General features: G+C 34.1%; 15 protein-coding genes. 11 read left to right on the forward strand and 4 right to left on the reverse strand.

Annotation, left to right across the window (positions count from 1 at the left end; translation table 11 throughout):
• Positions 1-41 precede the first annotated feature (41 nt).
• Complete coding sequence (locus M9897_02610) at positions 42-1214, reverse strand: glycosyltransferase (GenBank protein ID MCO5267771.1); 1173 nt, start codon at positions 1212-1214, stop codon at positions 42-44.
• Complete coding sequence (gene asnB, locus M9897_02615; protein MCO5267772.1) at positions 1199-3028, reverse strand: asparagine synthase (glutamine-hydrolyzing); 1830 nt, start codon at positions 3026-3028, stop codon at positions 1199-1201. Before asnB ends, M9897_02610 begins: the two co-directional genes overlap by 16 nt.
• 40 nt (positions 3029-3068) lie before the next feature.
• Between asnB and dacB the strand changes: the two genes are divergently transcribed.
• From dacB to M9897_02670, 11 genes are all read left to right on the forward strand, one after another.
• Positions 3069-4556, forward strand: coding sequence for a D-alanyl-D-alanine carboxypeptidase/D-alanyl-D-alanine-endopeptidase (dacB, locus tag M9897_02620; GenBank protein MCO5267773.1), 1488 nt, complete (start codon positions 3069-3071; stop codon positions 4554-4556).
• 127 nt (positions 4557-4683) lie between these two features.
• Positions 4684-6699: a gliding motility-associated C-terminal domain-containing protein gene (locus M9897_02625; protein MCO5267774.1), complete on the forward strand. Its 2016-nt coding sequence runs from the start codon at positions 4684-4686 to the stop codon at positions 6697-6699.
• Positions 6700-6716: 17 nt separating this feature from the next.
• On the forward strand, positions 6717-7748 hold the full coding sequence (locus M9897_02630) for a PorP/SprF family type IX secretion system membrane protein (GenBank protein MCO5267775.1): 1032 nt from the start codon (positions 6717-6719) through the stop codon (positions 7746-7748).
• Positions 7749-7762: 14 nt separating this feature from the next.
• Positions 7763-8125: a hypothetical protein gene (locus M9897_02635; GenBank protein MCO5267776.1), complete on the forward strand. Its 363-nt coding sequence runs from the start codon at positions 7763-7765 to the stop codon at positions 8123-8125.
• A 103-nt stretch (positions 8126-8228) separates the two neighbouring features.
• The gene (gene aspS, locus M9897_02640; GenBank protein ID MCO5267777.1) at positions 8229-9983 is read left to right on the forward strand and encodes an aspartate--tRNA ligase; all 1755 of its coding nucleotides are present in this window, start codon (positions 8229-8231) and stop codon (positions 9981-9983) included.
• Between the two features lie 71 nt (positions 9984-10054).
• Positions 10055-10930 carry a heme o synthase gene (gene cyoE / locus M9897_02645; protein ID MCO5267778.1) on the forward strand — a complete coding sequence of 292 codons (876 nt, stop codon included), beginning with the start codon at positions 10055-10057 and terminating at the stop codon, positions 10928-10930.
• Positions 10931-10953: 23 nt separating this feature from the next.
• Entirely contained in the window at positions 10954-12012 is a 1059-nt protein-coding gene (locus tag M9897_02650; protein ID MCO5267779.1) for a hypothetical protein, read from the forward strand.
• Positions 12013-12038: 26 nt separating this feature from the next.
• The gene (locus M9897_02655) at positions 12039-13109 is read left to right on the forward strand and encodes a cytochrome c oxidase subunit 3 (GenBank protein ID MCO5267780.1); all 1071 of its coding nucleotides are present in this window, start codon (positions 12039-12041) and stop codon (positions 13107-13109) included.
• A 31-nt stretch (positions 13110-13140) separates the two neighbouring features.
• The gene (locus M9897_02660) at positions 13141-13515 is read left to right on the forward strand and encodes a cytochrome C oxidase subunit IV family protein (protein MCO5267781.1); all 375 of its coding nucleotides are present in this window, start codon (positions 13141-13143) and stop codon (positions 13513-13515) included.
• A 14-nt stretch (positions 13516-13529) separates the two neighbouring features.
• Complete coding sequence (locus M9897_02665) at positions 13530-14210, forward strand: SCO family protein (GenBank protein ID MCO5267782.1); 681 nt, start codon at positions 13530-13532, stop codon at positions 14208-14210.
• Positions 14197-14877 (forward strand): SCO family protein, encoded by a 681-nt coding sequence (locus tag M9897_02670; protein MCO5267783.1) that lies wholly within the window; start codon positions 14197-14199, stop codon positions 14875-14877. Before M9897_02665 ends, M9897_02670 begins: the two co-directional genes overlap by 14 nt.
• Before the next feature lie 178 nt (positions 14878-15055).
• Here the strand turns inward: M9897_02670 and M9897_02675 are convergent, their stop codons facing one another.
• On the reverse strand, positions 15056-15604 hold the full coding sequence (locus M9897_02675; protein ID MCO5267784.1) for a YceI family protein: 549 nt from the start codon (positions 15602-15604) through the stop codon (positions 15056-15058).
• A 145-nt stretch (positions 15605-15749) separates the two neighbouring features.
• Positions 15750-17822 carry a methionine--tRNA ligase gene (gene metG, locus M9897_02680; GenBank protein ID MCO5267785.1) on the reverse strand — a complete coding sequence of 691 codons (2073 nt, stop codon included), beginning with the start codon at positions 17820-17822 and terminating at the stop codon, positions 15750-15752.
• Positions 17823-17918: the final 96 nt, after the last annotated feature.

Below are 17918 nucleotides of genomic sequence, written 5' to 3' on the forward strand. Positions count from 1 at the left end.
TGTCATGCACCCTAGTATAAGAATTAGTAAATATTTTCTATTCATTTCTTTAACAGTGATTTATATAATTTATCCATATCCGAAATCAAACGCTTATATCCGAAATTCATTAACACTTTTTGTTGGCCATATAGAGCGAATTCTTTTCTCATATCTGAATTGTCAACCAATAAACGTAGTTTATCAATATAAGTTTCAATATTTTCTCTTTTAATCACAAAACCTGATGCACCATCATCCAAGATATCACGAACTCCACCAACATCAGTTGTAATAACAGGAATTCCAGCAGCTTGTGCTTCAATAACACTTACTGGAGTACCTTCGTTAAGTGATGTTAAGCACATAATATCCACTCCTTGATTGAAGGAGGCAATATCATATATCCAAGAAGTCATGGTAATTACATTCGGGTATTGTTGATTAATTTTTTCTACGCGATGTTTGATCATAGCCTTTTCACTTCCATCTCCAACGATGAAAATTCTGCAAGGTGTATGGGTTGATTGTAACATGGCTTCAATTACATCTAAGAAATAGCCATGATCTTTAATTGGAGCAAGTCTTCCTACAATAGCAATCGCAACTTCGTTCTCTTGTATGTTGTATTTTGCTCGAATCTCCCGACGTATGCTTTCATCATGTTTAGCAAAACGCTCTAAATCAAAACCTAATGGAATAACCGCTATTTTATCTTTAGATGCAATATGAAATTCATTTGCTAACTCTTCTTTTTGTATAGGACTTATGGCGATGATACCTGAGGTACGCCGTGCTAAGTATCTTTCTATTTGTTTAAAGACTTGTGTTTTTATCTTTCCAAAATAAGAGTGAAATACATGTCCATGAAAAGTGTGAAGCACAACAGGGACGTTTAATTGAATTGCAGCATATCTACCAAGAAAACCTGCTTTTGATGCATGTGTGTGTACAATATCCGGTTGAAATTCTCGTATGATTTGCTTAATCTTTTTAAGTGCTATTCGATCATTTTTGAAATTAATTTCACGTTTGATTTCTGGAATGATAACCGGTTTTACCCCATATTCTTCCAAGATATGAAGTGAATCAGCTTCATCTTCATCATGTACTCCTCCAATTAGAAGCGTTTCATACTCATCACTCATAAAACGAGTCAGAAAAGTTGCATTATAGGTTGGTCCACCTAAATTAAAGCGATTGATAATGCGCAATATTTTTATTTTTCTATCCATCGTTTATACCAATTCTGAAAAACAATAAATGCCCAAAAACTCATAACAGCATCCTGTGATCCTTTCTTAAAATCAACTACCATTTTCTCTACCCCTTTTGGATTAAATAAAGCTTGAGAATTTAAAAATTCTTCTGTCCAATAATCCTCTTCTTGGAGTATCTCAAAAATAGATTTTAACCAATTATATAAAGGAATTTCAAAACCTCTTTTAGAGCGATTGAATATTTCTGCGGGCAATCTATCTTTATATGCTTCGCGTAGAATATATTTTCCTTGATTCCCCTTTAATTTGTATTCTTGTTTTAAACGATTTGCAAGGTTTACTACTTCAATATCCAGAAAAGGAGCTCGAATCTCAACTCCAAATTTCCTTCCGATAACATCTACCTTTTTAAGCATATCATAAGGTAATACGAATTGCTGATCTAACAAGAGTACATTATTTAATAATTCTTCGGATTCTGGAACTGGAAAAGATACATTTTCTTCGTGTAATAGTAACGATTTTCGCCTTTCTTGGGGAATGAAAGCAGCTAACATCCAATAATTATTTGGCCATTCTTTACTTAAAAACTGCTGAAATCTTTTTAATTGGCGAATTTTGTTTGAAAACTTACTATTTCTCGTCCCGTTAGGTAGTAACCGTACCAACCCTAAGAGATACCGCATAATGGGATTTAGTTGATTACCCTTTTGAAATGCTTTATGTTTAAAGTAGCCAGCGAATAATTCATCTGCTCCATCTCCTGATAAGAAGATAGAGGTATGTTTACTAGCTTCCTGTACTAAAAAATAAAGTGCAACAGCGCTTGAGTCTGCATAGGGTTCATCCATTGTATCTAAGATATCTTGGAATGAAGTGATAAAGTCCTTAGCTGTTAGTTTTACAACAGAGTGGTGAGATTTAATTCGCTCTGAAACTAATTGTGCATACTTTGTTTCATCAAAGAAAATATCTTCATGGAAACCAACCGAAAAAGTAGATAAATCATCCTTATTTTGAGAGCTTAAAAGAGAAATAATAGATGAATCTATTCCACCACTCAGAAACGTTACAGCTTTATTGGATTCATCTAAACGTTCTATAAGTGAATTTTCAATTGTTTCTTTTAACTCTTGTAAAGCGTCAGGGAAAGATAAATCTGAATGAACATCCATTTTTATCTTTTCATATGAAACAATTTGGTAATCACTTTTTTTTATCTTTAGATAATGACCAGGTAATAGTTTGTTTATTTCTTGAATGATCGTATAGGGCGCTGGTATATATGAGAATGTGAAGTAGGTATTTACAGCACTTGGATTAATATTCCAAGAGGTTAATAAATGCTTTAATGGCATTACTTCCGAAGAGAAAATAATTTCATCTTCTTGTATAGCATAGACTAAGGGTTTAATACCTAGAATATCTCGAGCTAGTAGTAATTCATCTTCTTGGTTATCATAAAAAGCAAGTGCAAATTCTCCCCTCAACTGCCGAATGCCATTCTCTTTATTTTCAATCAAAAACTTCAAAAGAACCTCTATTTCAGCTGAACTTTGGAATTGAGCACCTTTTTTTAGCAATCCATTCTTAAGCTCAGGATAGTTATATATTTTTCCATCTAAAATGAGAGAATATCTATCTGTTTCATCACTTAATAAACTAGTTGAGGTCTGCTTGCCCGAATAACTAAGAAGATATCTATCCGTATGTAGAGATGTGAAATCTGAAGGATCTGGAGAATACCATCTTAGCCCATTTTCTATACCAGTTTGGTCTGATTTTTTCAATGGATTTAAAAATTTTTTGATTCCGATGATGTTTCCCACAATAAAATACCGAATTTTATACAAAAATAATTTTTATCTCATGAAGATTGTAACGATTATATTATTTTATCTCTTCTTCTCATATATTTCATTTGCTCAAACTGCAAATTACAAGATTCAACAGGCGATAGAGGCATTTTCAAAAGAAGAGGGATTGGAGAATGCAGCTATTAGTTTTATGGCATACAATCTGAAAAAAGATAGTGTGATTGCTTCATTCAATTCACAGATGGCTATTCCTTCAGCTTCTATTACCAAATTATTTTCTACAGCTTTAGCATTAGAAGTCTTAGGAAAGAATTATCGACCTAAAACAGAGATTTATTACGATGGAGAAATTGATTCTTTGGGAATTTTACATGGAAATATTATCGTCAGAGGCTTGGGAGACCCAACACTTGGAAGTCGTTTTTTCTATAAAAGAGAAGAACGTGATACCTTTTTATCGGATTGGGTACTCGCTCTTTCAAAATTGGGAATTCAATCTATTGATGGACGTATTATTGCAGATGGCTCCGCCTTTGGTTATATGGGTGTGCCAGATGGATGGACTTGGTCAGATATGGGGAATTATTATGGTGCAGGAGCTAGTGCTTGTGCAATATACGACAACATGACATATCTTCATTTCTCGACTAGTAATGAAGTGAATGGTACAACATCTATAGATTCTTTATCTCCGCCTATATCAGGCTTACGTATATTTAATCAAGTGACCACTTCCAATGCAAGTGGCGACAATTCATACATTTATGGCGCGCCTTATTCATTAGATTGGATAGCAATTGGCAATTTGCCGCGTAATAAAACCAATTTTGAGGTAAAAGCAAGCATTCCCGATCCAGAGTTACTCTTAGCACAAGTTTTTCAAGATGCAATGACTAAAAGTGGAATTTCAGTAGCATATCCTGCTATTGGTTGGAGGAGTGTTTTAACAGATTCCGAAGATAGCTTAAAGATAGGTTCTATCTTAGATTATACAAAGCTCAAATTGCTTCTTACCTATTCAGGAAAATCTATTGAAGAAATTGTACGGTGGACTAATTTGCAAAGTGTTAATTTCTTTGCAGAGCAATTACTTAATTTAGTGGCATTTGAAAAATTAAAGAAAACTAATTTTAGTACAAGTGCTAGCTACGCAAACAACTATTGGAGCGGTCGTTTAGATGTGACAATGTTTCAAACAGATGGAAGTGGATTATCTCGTAATAATGCTTTTAGTGCCAATCATTTTGTACAATTGTTGAAGTATATGTATAAATCAAAGAACTTTGTTGACTTTGAAAATTCTTTACCTGTAGCTGGAAAAAGTGGAACATTGACTAGTGTGTGTAGAGGGCAAGTCGCACAAGGTAAACTGAAAGCAAAGAGTGGCACACTAAATCGAGTAAAATCCTATGCGGGATATATAGATAATATTTCAGGTGATAAAATAGCCTTTTCAATCACTGTAAATAATTTTAACATACCTAGTAGTCAGATGGTTAAAAAAATGGAACGAATTTTCAATCTATTAACAGAAATGTAATATTTAGTTTCATTAAATTTTTAGCAATATATCTTACATTAAATTTGTCAAAATTCGATTTTTATTATACTTTGGTAACCTATTTATCAATTTGTCGTATTACTATACTCCAAAGAAAGCATTGCTTATGTTTAAATCAATACAAAACCTTTTCACTTCTATATCTCTCGTATGCTTATTTGCAAGTTCCATTTTTGCTCATGTGAATGTGACTTCTAAGTATTATTTCGATGAATATGAATTAGTAACTCCTAATGGTGCGGGAATCATTTCGGGTCCTCCAGCAATTTGTGTTGGCGAAACGGCACAACTTATAACAAATGGTGATAACGGAGGAAGTTGGATTTCATTAAATCCTGCCGTTGCTAGTATTGATAATACAGGAAAAGTTACAGGTTTAACCGCAGGGTCAGCCACTATCCAATATGTAATTGGAGGAGATATAGCTTCTTTTTCATTAACAGTAAAACCTCGACCTGATTCACCAGAAGTAACTAATTATATTCAATCTTTATGTACTCCTGCAAAAATTAGTGACTTAGAACCTTCTGCGGCAAATATTTATTGGTATTCTTCTGTAACGAATGTAATTCCACTTCCTCTAAATTCTAATCTAATTAGTGGAGAAAAATATTATGTATCTCAAGTGGTAAATGGATGTGAGAGTAAAAGAGATTCAGCCATTGCAGTTGTTCATTCAGCACCAACACTTTCTGTCATAAAAGAAAATCCTGTATGCCATGGCGAGTCAACTGGCGAAATATTCGTTGCTGCTTCTGGAAATATGCCTATGACCTATGTTTGGAGTCCCAATGTGAGTGATAGTTCTACCGCTCAAAACCTGCCTGTGGGAACGTATTCAGTAACAGTTATTGATAATAATAGTTGTTCACAGAACATAGTAGTTAATATTACTGAACCAAGCGAATTAATGGTAAGTACTTCCACCACTCCAGCAAATTGCAACCAAAGTAATGGAACAGCCACTGTTAACGCTACAGGTGGAGGAGGTAGCTATACTTATGTGTGGATACCTACAAATCTCACTTCTCCAACAATTATTGGATTAAGTGGAGGTTCTTATGATGTTACTGTAACAGATGATAAAGGATGTAGCAAAACTGTTACTGCGCTAGTAGCTAGTGAAGATACACCGGTTGTTACAATTACTAGCTCTCAAGATGTAACTTGTCATGGAGCAAACGATGGTTCAGCAAATATTAGTGTGACAGGTGGTATGCCTGCATATACGTATGAATGGTTACCAAGTCTCATAACTACAGCTAATGTGAATAATTTTTCTCCGGGGATTCATACAATTACCGTAACTGACAACAATGGATGTAAAGGAAGTGCTTCAGTAACTATTTCACAACCTGATCAATTACAATCACATCCAGTGGTTATCTCCTCGGTATGTGGAACAATCAGTGGTTCGATAGAACTAAATGTAACTGGAGGAACACCAAATTATACCTATCAATGGAATCCAAATATTTCAAATACAGCTACGATAGGCCCAATTGGAGGTGGAGATTATCATGTAATTATTAAGGATGCTAAAAATTGTATTTTGGATACGATTATCGCTGTTTCGGTAATCGGAAGCTTTAGTACAGAAATATCAGCAACGCCAAATGAGATTAATATTAGTGATATTCCTGTTACTACTCCATTACTTTCTGTTGAAACTGATACCAATTTTAATGTGGTTTCATACCAATGGTTTCCAACAGATGGACTTTCATGTACGGATTGTCCTAATCCAATAGCAAGCCCCGATCATTCAACTCAATATATTTTGGTTGTAACTGCGAGTGATGGATGTAAGGGAACTGACACTATTCAAATTAATTTGGTAGAAACTTGTCGTGAAATATTTGTTCCTAATATTTTTAGTCCTAATAGAGATGGTGAAAATGATGAATTCCAAGTATTTGGTAGTTGTATTTCTAAATTTGAATTGAATATATTTGATCGTTGGGGGATGATGATTTTCCAATCATTTGACCAAGATAATCATTGGGATGGGAAGGTGAACGGTTCGGATGTAAATACAGGTACTTATGCTTATCAAGTCCGTATTATTACAACGTATGGAGAAGAAATTGAGAAATCAGGCACATTCACATTAGTACGTTAAACTAAATCAACATTGAAATGAAATTTATATATATAATCATAGTGTTATTTATTTTGTGCGGTAGTAATATCCTAGCTCAGGATCCGCACTTCTCTGCCATGGATTATTCATCGCAGAATTTAAGTCCTGCCTTGGTCGGCGCTAAATATGATGTGCAAGCAAATATAAACTACAGAAACCAATGGAGTTCTTTTTCTAAACCATTTCAAACTGTAGGAGCTGCCGTAGATGCTAGAATTAATCCGAAAGGAACTAAGAATAAAGGATATTTTGCTGCAGGTATAAATTTTCTGAGCGATAAGGCAGGTGAAAATAATTTTGAAACTAATAATTTCGGTATAACTTTAGGATACCATATTAAACTAGCAGACGAACATATTCTTGGCGTTGGATTACAGTTTGGTTATGGAGAAAGAAACTTTGGATTTGGAACAGGTCAATGGGGAAACCAATATAATGGATATGCTTATGACTCCAATTTACCAAGTGGAGAATCATTTGCAAGAAGCCATTTTGGGTACTTTGATATGGGTTCTGGGCTCTCATATATTTTCCGAAAAGAGGCTTCTCATGATGCGCATCATAATGGATTCTTATTGAATATCGGATTTGCTGCATATCATAATAATACCCCGGCTATCTCTTTTATGGATAGTAAAATTGATCCTTTGTACACTCGTTGGGTTGGTTTTTTGAATGCAGAAGTTGGATTAGGGAAATCTAATATGGCCTTAGAACCTTTAATCATTATTCAAGCACAAGGACCATTTGTTCAAACATTTGTGGGAACTAGTTTTAGATTCTATTTCGGGGATGATTATAGCTTCTATAATGTACCTTCTTTTGCACTAGGTATATTTTACCGTGATTTAGACGCAATGGTGACTCGAATGTCTGTCCGTTATAAAGGAGCGGAAATTGGGGCAGCTTATGATATCAATATGTTATCTTCTTTAAAACGGTCGTCTAAGTCTCAAGGAGCATTTGAGATCTTTGTACGCTATGTTTTGAATTATAAAAAACCATCCTCACAAAAGTACGACGATTAGTACTACTAATGAAAATGGAAGCTAGATTATGTTTGGAATGTAAAACAGAATTACATGGTCGTAAAGACCAAAAATTCTGTGGGGATTATTGTAGAAATACATTTAATAACAGACTTAATGAAGATGCCAACAAATATGTTCGCCGCATCAATAATATACTAAGAAAAAACAGACGTATTCTAAGTGAACTTAATCCTGATGGGAAAAGAACTGTTGATGGAATTATTCTGGCTGAAGAGGGGTTTAATTTTCATTATTATACAAATATTTATACCACTAAAAAAGGAAGCCAATATTTCTTCTGTTATGACCATGGCTATCTAAAGATGGATGATAATCAGTATATGTTGGTGCAAAAGCAAGATTACGTGAAGTGAGTCAACTACCACTCTCCAAAAATACAATTCCAACATTTATCCATCGCTTATTCTAGAATAATTCAATCTTCTTCCTATTTTTGCAGAGATAAAAATTTAAAATATGTTTAGAACGCATACATGTGGGGAATTAAGATTAGCAGATGCAGGAAAAGAAGTAACACTCAGCGGTTGGGTACAACGTTCCCGAGAAATGGGAGGAATGACCTTTATTGATTTACGTGATCGCTATGGTATTACTCAATTAGCCTTTAATGATACGATTAACGCAGAACTTAATGAGAATGCACGAAAATTAGGAAGAGAATTTGTCATTCAGGTAAAAGGGAAAGTAATTGAGCGCTCCAGCAAGAACAAACAAATTGATACCGGAGAAATTGAAATCGAGGTTGCTGTTTTAACTATTTTGAATACGGCTAAAACTCCTCCATTCACTGTTGTGGATGAAACCGATGGGGGTGAAGAATTACGTATGAAATATCGTTATATCGACATACGACGAAACCCAGTTATAGAAAAATTAAAACTTCGCAATAAAGTAGCTTTAGAAACTCGGAAATATTTGGATAGTGTTGGATTTATGGATGTTGAGACACCTTACTTGATTAAGTCAACTCCTGAGGGAGCAAGAGATTTTGTGGTGCCAAGCCGAATGAATCCAGGAGAATTTTATGCTTTACCGCAATCTCCACAAACTTTCAAACAATTATTGATGGTTTCGGGAATAGATAGATATTATCAAATTGTGAAATGTTTCCGAGATGAGGATTTAAGAGCCGATAGACAACCTGAATTTACGCAGATTGACTGCGAAATGTCCTTTATAGAACAAGAAGATGTTTTAAATACATTTGAGGGTATGATAAAACATCTCTTTAAAGCTTGTATTGGGGTAGAGTTTGATGGAGATTTTCCTCGCATGACTTACCAAGATGCAATGCGTTTATATGGTTCTGATAAACCAGATTTACGTTTTGGAATGGAGTTTAAAGAGTTTAATTCTTTAGCTAAAAATAAAGGATTTAAGGTGTTTGATGATGCAGAAACTGTATTAGGAATAGTTGTCCCCAATTGTGCAGAATATTCTAGAAAGCAGTTGGATGAATTAACTCTTTGGGTACAAAGACCTCAAATTGGAGCCAAGGGGTTAGTATATGTAAAATATAATGCAGATGGCACTTTTAAAAGTTCTGTAGATAAATTTTATACGCAAGAAGAGCTAAAATCTTGGGCTGATTTTGCTGAAGCTAAAGAAGGAGATTTACTTTTGATTTTGAGTGGTAACGATGATAAAACACGCAACCAACTCAATAATTTACGTTTACACATGGGAAGTCAATTAGGATTACGAGATCCAAAGGTATTTAAGCCAGTTTGGATATTGGATTTCCCTCTATTAGAATGGGATGAGGAAGCAGGAAGATATATGGCAATGCATCATCCATTTACCTCTCCGAAAGTTGAAGATATTGCACTTATTGATACAGATCCAGGGAAAGTAAGAGCTAATGCTTATGATTTAGCTATGAATGGTGTAGAGTTAGGTGGGGGGTCTATTCGTATCCACGACAGAAAAGTGCAAGAAAAAATGTTTGATTTACTAGGATTTACCCCAGAAGAAGCTAGAAGACAGTTTGGTTTCTTGATGGAAGCCTTTGAATATGGTGCGCCTCCTCATGGAGGATTGGCTTTTGGTTTAGACCGATTAACAGCCACAATGGGTGGTTCTGATTCTATTAGAGATTATATTGCATTCCCGAAAAACAATGCCGGAAAAGATGTTATGATAGATGCTCCAGCGACAATAGATAATGCTCAGCTAATAGAATTAGGGTTAAAAGTGGACATTCAGAGATAATATACATATTCCCTCTATTTTTCTTTAAAATAATCTGTAGTTTTACAGGTTTAGGACAAAACTAGCAATTCATGAATATAGGAGATAAGATAAAAGACTACGGAAGCATTTCTAAATTTAGATTATCCTTTTCGGTGATTATCTCTGCATGGGCGGGATATCTATTTATGGGGGGAGGAAGTTTCTTAGATACTATCTATTTACTAGTTGGAGGTATACTTGTAACGGGTTCAAGCAATGCTTCCAACCAAATATGGGAGAGAAACTTGGACGCTAAGATGAGTAGAACCTCTCATCGCCCAATAGCAAGTGGAAAAATGAGTGTTAAGGAAGCAGTTATTACAATTGCTGTTGCATTAACTATCGGGTTTTGGATGCTGTATCAACTTAATTTTAATGCTATGATTCTTGGAATGATAGCATACACTTCTTACACCTTTGTTTACACGCCTTCTAAAAGAGTAACTCCTTGGGCTGTTGTAATAGGTGCATTTCCAGGAGCTATTCCACCAATGATTGGTGTGGTAGCAGCTGATCCTGAAGGTCGGTTTACAGCTATTGCAGGTGCATTATTCTTCGTACAGTTTGTATGGCAATTACCTCATTTTTGGGCAATTGCATGGGTAGCTCACGATGATTATCAGAAAGCAGGATTTTTCTTATTACCTTCCCGTACAGGGCGTTCTAAAACTTCTGCTTTTAGAATTGCATTATCTTGCCTTATCCTAATTCCTTTCTCTCTCTTCCCTTGGGCAATGGATATTGAAGGTTTGGGATTGTTTACGCTAATGATGGCATCCATTTTTGGTTTAATTTTCTTCCTATATTCTTATAAATTATATTTAACTTTGGAAATTAAAGATGCTAAAGTGTTAATGTTTGCTTCTTTTTTCTATTTACCATTAGTTCAATTTACGTATGTAATTGATAAATTCTTATTCCATTAATAAACTCCTGAAAATAAGTTCCCATGAAACAGAATTTCACCGAAAGTTATCCTTTAGAAACGCAAAAGAAAGTCAGAAAACATCTTGTTTGGATGTTTATCCTAAGTGTTACCATGATTTTTGCGGGACTTACCTCTGCATATATTGTTTCTATGGGAGACAATTTCTGGGTTAAAATTAATCTACCTATTCCTTTTTACATTAGCACGGCCCTAATTATTATCAGTAGTATTCTCCTGATAATTGGAGCAATAGCATTAAAGAAGGGAAATATTTCACTTACCCGATTATCTGTACAAGGAGCATTAATTCTGGGAATTGGATTTGGCGTATTTCAATTCCTAGGTTATCGAGCATTAGTTAAAAGTGGAGCACATTTCGTGAGTAGTATTATTGTTAGTGACGGGCGTTATGGAGATTATTTTGAATTGAAAAAAGATGGAGAATACTTAACTGTAGAGAACAACCAATTCTTCTACAAAGGAAAGCAAGTGCAAGGAACTGATAAAACAGAAATTCAAAACTTTGCAAAAGAATTAATGGTTAACAATGCCGAAGAATTAAAGAAAAAGAAAATAGATTATAGCCACTACACTCTTCTCTATAAAGGAGAACCCCTTTCATTTATCAATGGTGAATTTATTCGCCCTAATGGGGAGAAATTGCAAGAACTTGACTTTCAGAGATTATATACATTCTCTCAAAATATAATAGACGATCGTGTAGATTTTTTTGTAAGAGGGGAAATGGGAAAAGATTTTAAGCTATTCTATAATGGAAATCAATTGGATTATCAAGAAAGAACATTAATGTATAAAGGCAAACCGTTGAGTGCTAATTTACAAAATAAATTATTGAGAGGTAATTCAGATAAAAGTACTTCCTACTTTTATATTATTACAATTCTGCATCTACTTCATGTAATAGGAGGAATTATTGCTTTAATTTCTTTGTCTATCAAGACTTATACTATTCAAAATCAAGAAAAATTAGCTATTACTTTAAATGCAAATTCTTTATTTTGGCACTTTTTAGGTATTTTGTGGATATATTTATTGCTATTTTTAGTTTTTATTCATTAGATTCGCAAAATAAAATTTAAAAAACGATGACTGAAACTTCTAATGAAATGAAACCTTCTATTAGTTTAGATGGGAAATCATCTCCATTTGGCGTAGGCTATGGAAAAATTATGATGTGGTTTTTTCTGGTGTCAGATGCTTTGACATTCGGTGGATTCTTAACTGGCCTTGGCTTTGTTAGACATTCTTATCCTTTTGTTTGGCCTATCGGGGAAGAAACCTTTGAACGACTTCCATTCTTAGATGGAATTTATCCTCTTTATTATGTAGCATTCATGACTTTTGTCTTGATTATTAGCTCTGTAACTATGGTGTTAGCTGTTGAAGCTGGTCATAGAATGAGTAGAAAAGGTGTTACAAGATGGTTACTCGCAACCATTATTGGTGGTATTATTTTCGTTGGCTCTCAAGCATGGGAATGGTCCCACTTTATACACGGAACTGAGTTTGGACGTGTTACTTTAAGTGATGGTGCAGAAGCTAATGTAAAAGGAGAATTTGGGGCTATCCAGAATTTCCAAGTTATTACAGCTGGAAAAAGCTATCAAAATGGTGAAATAATCACTAATGAGAATATCTCTAGAGCTGATAAAGATTTGATGCATGCATTTCAACACGCTGCAGAACACAGAAAATTAGCTGGAACTGCTAGTGGATTGACTATCACTTTACATGATGGTACTGTTGCTAAGGTTAATAAAGCCGCAGATACTGACCTTCAATTATTAATTAAGGTTCCTGGAAAAGATCACGCTATGTCTGTACCTGCAGATAAGAGCACTTGGTTAAATGAAAGCAACAATTCTGTTGACTTATATTATGAAGCACTTACTAATGGCCGTGTGGTTTATGGTGCAAATCTAAAAGGAAATGAATATGGACCACAAACGTATTCACAATTATTCTTCTTTATTACTGGATTCCATGGATTCCACGTTAGTATAGGTATTATTATTTTGATTATAATATTTATTAATGTCCTAAAAGGGACTTATGAAAGAAGAGGTCATTACGAAATGATAGAAAAAGGAGGTTTATACTGGCACTTTGTTGATTTAGTGTGGGTGTTTGTATTTACATTCTTCTACTTAATATAAGAAATTATTAATCATTATAAAACTGTGAATTATGTCAGCAGAAAGAGACGATATTATAGAATATTCCTTATATAATCACCATACTGAGGAAGAAGGAAAGATTAAACGTAAAAAAATATGGATGGTAACTGCCATCTTAACTGTAGTAACTGCTATTGAAGTTGCTTGTGGTATGTACGTTGGTCAAGGAAGTAGCATTTGGCCAACTGTAAAAGTTCTTTTCATTGCGCTTACAGTAGTTAAAGCATATTTTATTGTAATGACTTTTATGCACCTAGGTGATGAGGTAAAGATATTTAGACAAACTGTCCTTTATATATATCTTATCTTTATAATTTATTTAGTTGTTTTATGCCTAATTGAAGGTACTGCCGTAGGTGAGAAAATGAACTTTATGAATTTCTAAAAGAATATTAAATTTTGGAAAAAAAAGAAAATAAAGGAGGAAAGAAAAAATCCATTTTAATGATATTGCTGGCTTTTGGGCCAGCAATTTTATTATTTCTTGTCTCTTTGGGAAAGTGCTCTAATAATTATCAGCAACTACCTGTTTTTAGTGAAATTCCTTCGTATAAGTTTATCGGAGCTAATGGTAAAGAAATAACAGAAAAAACTCAAGCAGGATATATTACGATATTTACAACGATCCAAGTTTCTTGCCCTACTTCTTGTGCAATTGATTTGTTTAAATTTAATATGGGATTATACCAAGAATACAGAAAAGATCAAAAAGAATTTAAAGATGTTAAGATACTCTCCATTGTTACAGATGAACAGGGAAATCCAGTAGATAATATCGATGAGATTATATATACTTTGAGTGATATGGTTGTTGGTTATGACTCCACTATCTGGAATTTAGTAACTGGAGATCCTGCTCAGGTATATAACGTTGAAAACGATAAGGGTGTAAATCTTTACATGCAGGAAAATCAGGAGGCTTTTGCTCAAAAACCTTATTTAAGTGTACTTTTACTAGCTGATAAGAAAAATCAATTACGTTATGTTGGATTAGGTAATCAAGAAGGCTATATTCGTGACTTCAAACAGCACATTGCTTTGTTGAGACAGGAATATAAAAAACAAAATGAGAAGAAATAGATTTCATAATGCCTTAGGTACATTCATTCTAGCATTCATTCTTTTATATAGTTGTACAGAAACCCCTAAAGTTCGTACTAAAAATGATTTGCCTAAATATGGAGCATTCGACATTGTAACATTAGCAACTGATTCATTTAAAGTAGGGGATACTATTTTTCATACGGTAGAAGAATGGTCGTATCTTAACCAAGACTCCATTTGGATAAACTCTGAAGATCTAAAAGGAAAAATTTGGCTAGCAGATTTTATTTTTACCCATTGCCCTTCTGTCTGTTCACCCATGACGGAACGTATGAAAGAAATTAATCAAGAACTAACTTCTTTATCAGATAAAATTGAATTCCTTTCTTTTAGTATAGATCCCAAAAGAGATTCTGTAGCACGTTTAAAAGAATATATCCAAGAACACAGTATTACAGCAAAAAACTGGCAGTTTTTAACGGGAGACCAAGAGGAAACTAATCAGATGGCATTTAATAGCTTCTTAGTTTTTGCCAATGAGGATAGCAAATCTCCTGGTGGATTTGCACATAGCCCAAATTTCATATTAGTGGATGAGAATAGACATGTGAGAGGAGTTTATAACGGTTTAAATGAGACTGGAAGAAAACAGTTGATTGCAGATATTAAACTCTTACTCGAAGTTCAAGGTTCTTCCAAATAGTACTTATTCTAGAGTAGCAGCTTGTTATGCATTTAAAATAAGATGCAAATTATTGAATCTATTGGTTTTCATAAATACACGATGGGTTAGTAGCTAATATTCCCTAGTTATTAAATCAAAAAAAAACTACCTTTTAACAGGCAGCTTCTTGTGGTTATGTGTACTAAAAGGTTTGTTATTATAATCTTGTCAAGTTTTGTGAATTAAGTACACAATTGATATCAAGGTAAATAATTTCTCCAGCTCGGAATGTACCATAGCTTTCTCCTACTTTGTAATCTAATCTTTTTACCTCCAAAGTTCCTTTTAAGGTATTATTCTGATAAGTTAAAGGAATCTTTACAGTTTTTGTTACGCCATGTAATGTTAATTTCCCTTCTGCGATATAGTTATTTCCATCGGCTTTAATAGATGAAGAGGTGAAGCATATTTTTCCATACTTTTCTGAATCTATAAAATCTGCAGATCGTATGTGATTATCTCTCTGAGTATTTCCTGTATTTACACTACTTGCGTTAATACAAACATCTATAGAAGACGAGCTTAAGTTCTTAGAGTCAAATTTAACATCTCCTGAAAAACCTGTGAATGTTCCTTCTACATTCATCATTCCCATAGCTTTAATTTTAAAATTAACTACAGAAGATTTTTTATCAATTGTTTGAGCGTTTGTAATTACAACTAGCATTGTTAAGGCAAACATCATAAGTATCCATTTTGTTTTCATTTCTTTCGTTTTTAAAGGTTATACCCAAATAGAGAGATGAACACCGAAAAGGTTACAAAGAAAATGCAAATAGAATTCTATTTGCATAAAAATTTAGGTATCAACAAAATACAATATACTTCTATAAGTAAATAATATCAATGTATTAACGTACTATTGAACCAACTTCTAAGCTCTGGTCTGGTAAAAGAAAACTTAGTTTTCCTTGTGCGTTCTCGGCCATTAAAACCATCCCATTTGAGATTACACCACGTAATTTCCTAGGAGGTAAATTCAATAAAACGGTTATTTTCTTCCCAATAATATCTTCAGGCTTAAATTGCTCAGCTATACCCGAAACAATAGTTCTCTTATCGATGCCCACATCAATCAATAATTCTAATAATTTGTCTGCACCTTGAACAGGTTTTGCTTCTACAATCTGGCCTACACGTATATCCATTTTCAAGAATTCATCAAATTGAATATGTTCTTTCTGAGGAATATGTTCAGTGGGCTGAGTCAATCCAACAGTATCTTGTTGGGTAGAAGCTAAGATTGCTCTTTCTTTTTCCACGAAATCATCTTCAATTTTTTGGAAAAGAATTGATGGAGTTTGAAGAATATCGCCGATCTGTAATATATTGCTAGAGCCTGCTTCTTCCCAATTACATTCTGATATATTTAAGAAACCTCTTAACTTGGCAGCAGTATTTGGTAAAAATAGATCAAATAGAATTGCTAAGTTTGCTGTTAGTTGTAAAGCAATATGTAGAATAGTTTCTACTCTATTCATATCTGTTTTTGCTAACTTCCAAGGTTCAGTTTCTGCCAAATAACGATTCCCAATTCTGGCTAAATTCATTACTTCGGCTTGTGCTTCCCGCATCTTATAATTGTATAGTAACTCTTCAATCTTTTTTGGCGAAGCTTGAATTGCCTCAATAACCTTCTTATCTTCCTCTGTTAATGCATGTGGGGTAGGGACCTTGCCTTCAAAATATTTTTGATTTAAAACTAAAGCTCGGTTGACAAAATTTCCAAAAATATCTGCTAATTCATTATTTACGCGCGCTTGATAATCCGCCCATGTAAATTCACTGTCCTTATTTTCAGGTGCAATCGAAGTTAATACATACTTCAACTCATCAACTTTATCAGGATATCTATCGAGATATTCGTGTAGCCATACTGCCCAATTACGAGAAGTAGAAAATTTATTCCCTTCTAGATTTAAAAATTCAGAAGCAGGGACATTATTTGGCAAGATAAACTCACCATGTTCCTTTAATAGAATTGGGAAAATGACTGCATGAAAAACGATGTTATCTTTTCCAATAAAATGAATCAATTTTCTATCTCCTGTCCAATAGTCTCTCCAATCTTTACCTTGAGAATCTGCCCAATCTTTTGTAGCAGAGATATACCCAATAGGTGCATCTAACCATACATATAACACTTTCCCTTCTCCTTCTTTTAGAGGAACAGGAATACCCCAATCTAAATCACGAGTCATGGCACGTGAATGTAGCCCTCCATCAATCCAACTTAAACATTGTCCAATAACTTGATTTCTCCATTTTTTTACATCGTGTTGAATCTCACCTTTAAACTTTCCTTCTTTGATATATTCACGTAACCAGTTTTCATGTCGCTCCATTGGCAGATACCAGTGAGTTGTTTCTTTTAAGACAGGTTTTTTACCGCTTAAAGTTGAAATGGGATTTATTAAGTCTGTTGGACTCAAAGCGCTACCACATTTTTCACATTGGTCTCCATAGGCGCTAGGGTTCCCACATTTTGGACATTCCCCCATGATGTACCTGTCTGCTAAAAACTGATGAAATTCTTCGTCATAATATTGTTCACTTGTTTCTTGAGTGAAAGCCCCATTTTCATTTAATTTCAAAAAGAAATCTTGAGCCATCTTTGTATGTGTTGGGGCAGTGGTACGGTGAAAAATATCAAAAGAAATTCCAAAATCTTTGAATGACTTTGCCAGCATACCATGATATTTATCTACAATTTCACGTGGTGTTATTCCTTCCTTCTTAGCACGAATAGTGATGGCTGCACCATACTCATCACTTCCGCAGATAAAAGCAACATCTTGTTTTTTATGGCGTAAGAAACGTACAAATATGTCTGCAGGCAAATAAACTCCTGCTACGTGGCCTAAATGTAAAGGTCCATTCGCATAAGGCAAAGCGCATGTCACGGTATATTTTTGTTGACTCATGATTCTTTTTTAGTGTGACAAAGATATATGAAATAAAAAAGTGCATTAGATATTCTGAGTTAAAATATGTATTTTTTCTTTATTTATTCTTCTACT

The organism is Brumimicrobium sp. (assembly GCA_023957385.1).
Classification (GTDB): domain Bacteria; phylum Bacteroidota; class Bacteroidia; order Flavobacteriales_D; family Crocinitomicaceae; genus Brumimicrobium.

Excerpts from the sequence above, each read along its gene's own strand:
- M9897_02610 (MCO5267771.1), bottom strand. The coding sequence starts at position 1,214 with ATGGATAGAAAAATAAAAATATTGCGCATTATCAATCGCTTTAATTTA.
- metG (MCO5267785.1), bottom strand. The coding sequence starts at position 17,822 with ATGAGTCAACAAAAATATACCGTGACATGCGCTTTGCCTTATGCGAAT.
- M9897_02655 (MCO5267780.1), top strand. The coding sequence starts at position 12,039 with ATGACTGAAACTTCTAATGAAATGAAACCTTCTATTAGTTTAGATGGG.
- aspS (MCO5267777.1), top strand. The coding sequence starts at position 8,229 with ATGTTTAGAACGCATACATGTGGGGAATTAAGATTAGCAGATGCAGGA.
- M9897_02650 (MCO5267779.1), top strand. The coding sequence starts at position 10,954 with ATGAAACAGAATTTCACCGAAAGTTATCCTTTAGAAACGCAAAAGAAA.
- cyoE (MCO5267778.1), top strand. The coding sequence starts at position 10,055 with ATGAATATAGGAGATAAGATAAAAGACTACGGAAGCATTTCTAAATTT.
- M9897_02625 (MCO5267774.1), top strand. The coding sequence starts at position 4,684 with ATGTTTAAATCAATACAAAACCTTTTCACTTCTATATCTCTCGTATGC.
- M9897_02675 (MCO5267784.1), bottom strand. The coding sequence starts at position 15,604 with ATGAAAACAAAATGGATACTTATGATGTTTGCCTTAACAATGCTAGTT.
- M9897_02660 (MCO5267781.1), top strand. The coding sequence starts at position 13,141 with ATGTCAGCAGAAAGAGACGATATTATAGAATATTCCTTATATAATCAC.
- M9897_02670 (MCO5267783.1), top strand. The coding sequence starts at position 14,197 with ATGAGAAGAAATAGATTTCATAATGCCTTAGGTACATTCATTCTAGCA.
- M9897_02630 (MCO5267775.1), top strand. The coding sequence starts at position 6,717 with ATGAAATTTATATATATAATCATAGTGTTATTTATTTTGTGCGGTAGT.
- dacB (MCO5267773.1), top strand. The coding sequence starts at position 3,069 with ATGAAGATTGTAACGATTATATTATTTTATCTCTTCTTCTCATATATT.
- M9897_02635 (MCO5267776.1), top strand. The coding sequence starts at position 7,763 with ATGGAAGCTAGATTATGTTTGGAATGTAAAACAGAATTACATGGTCGT.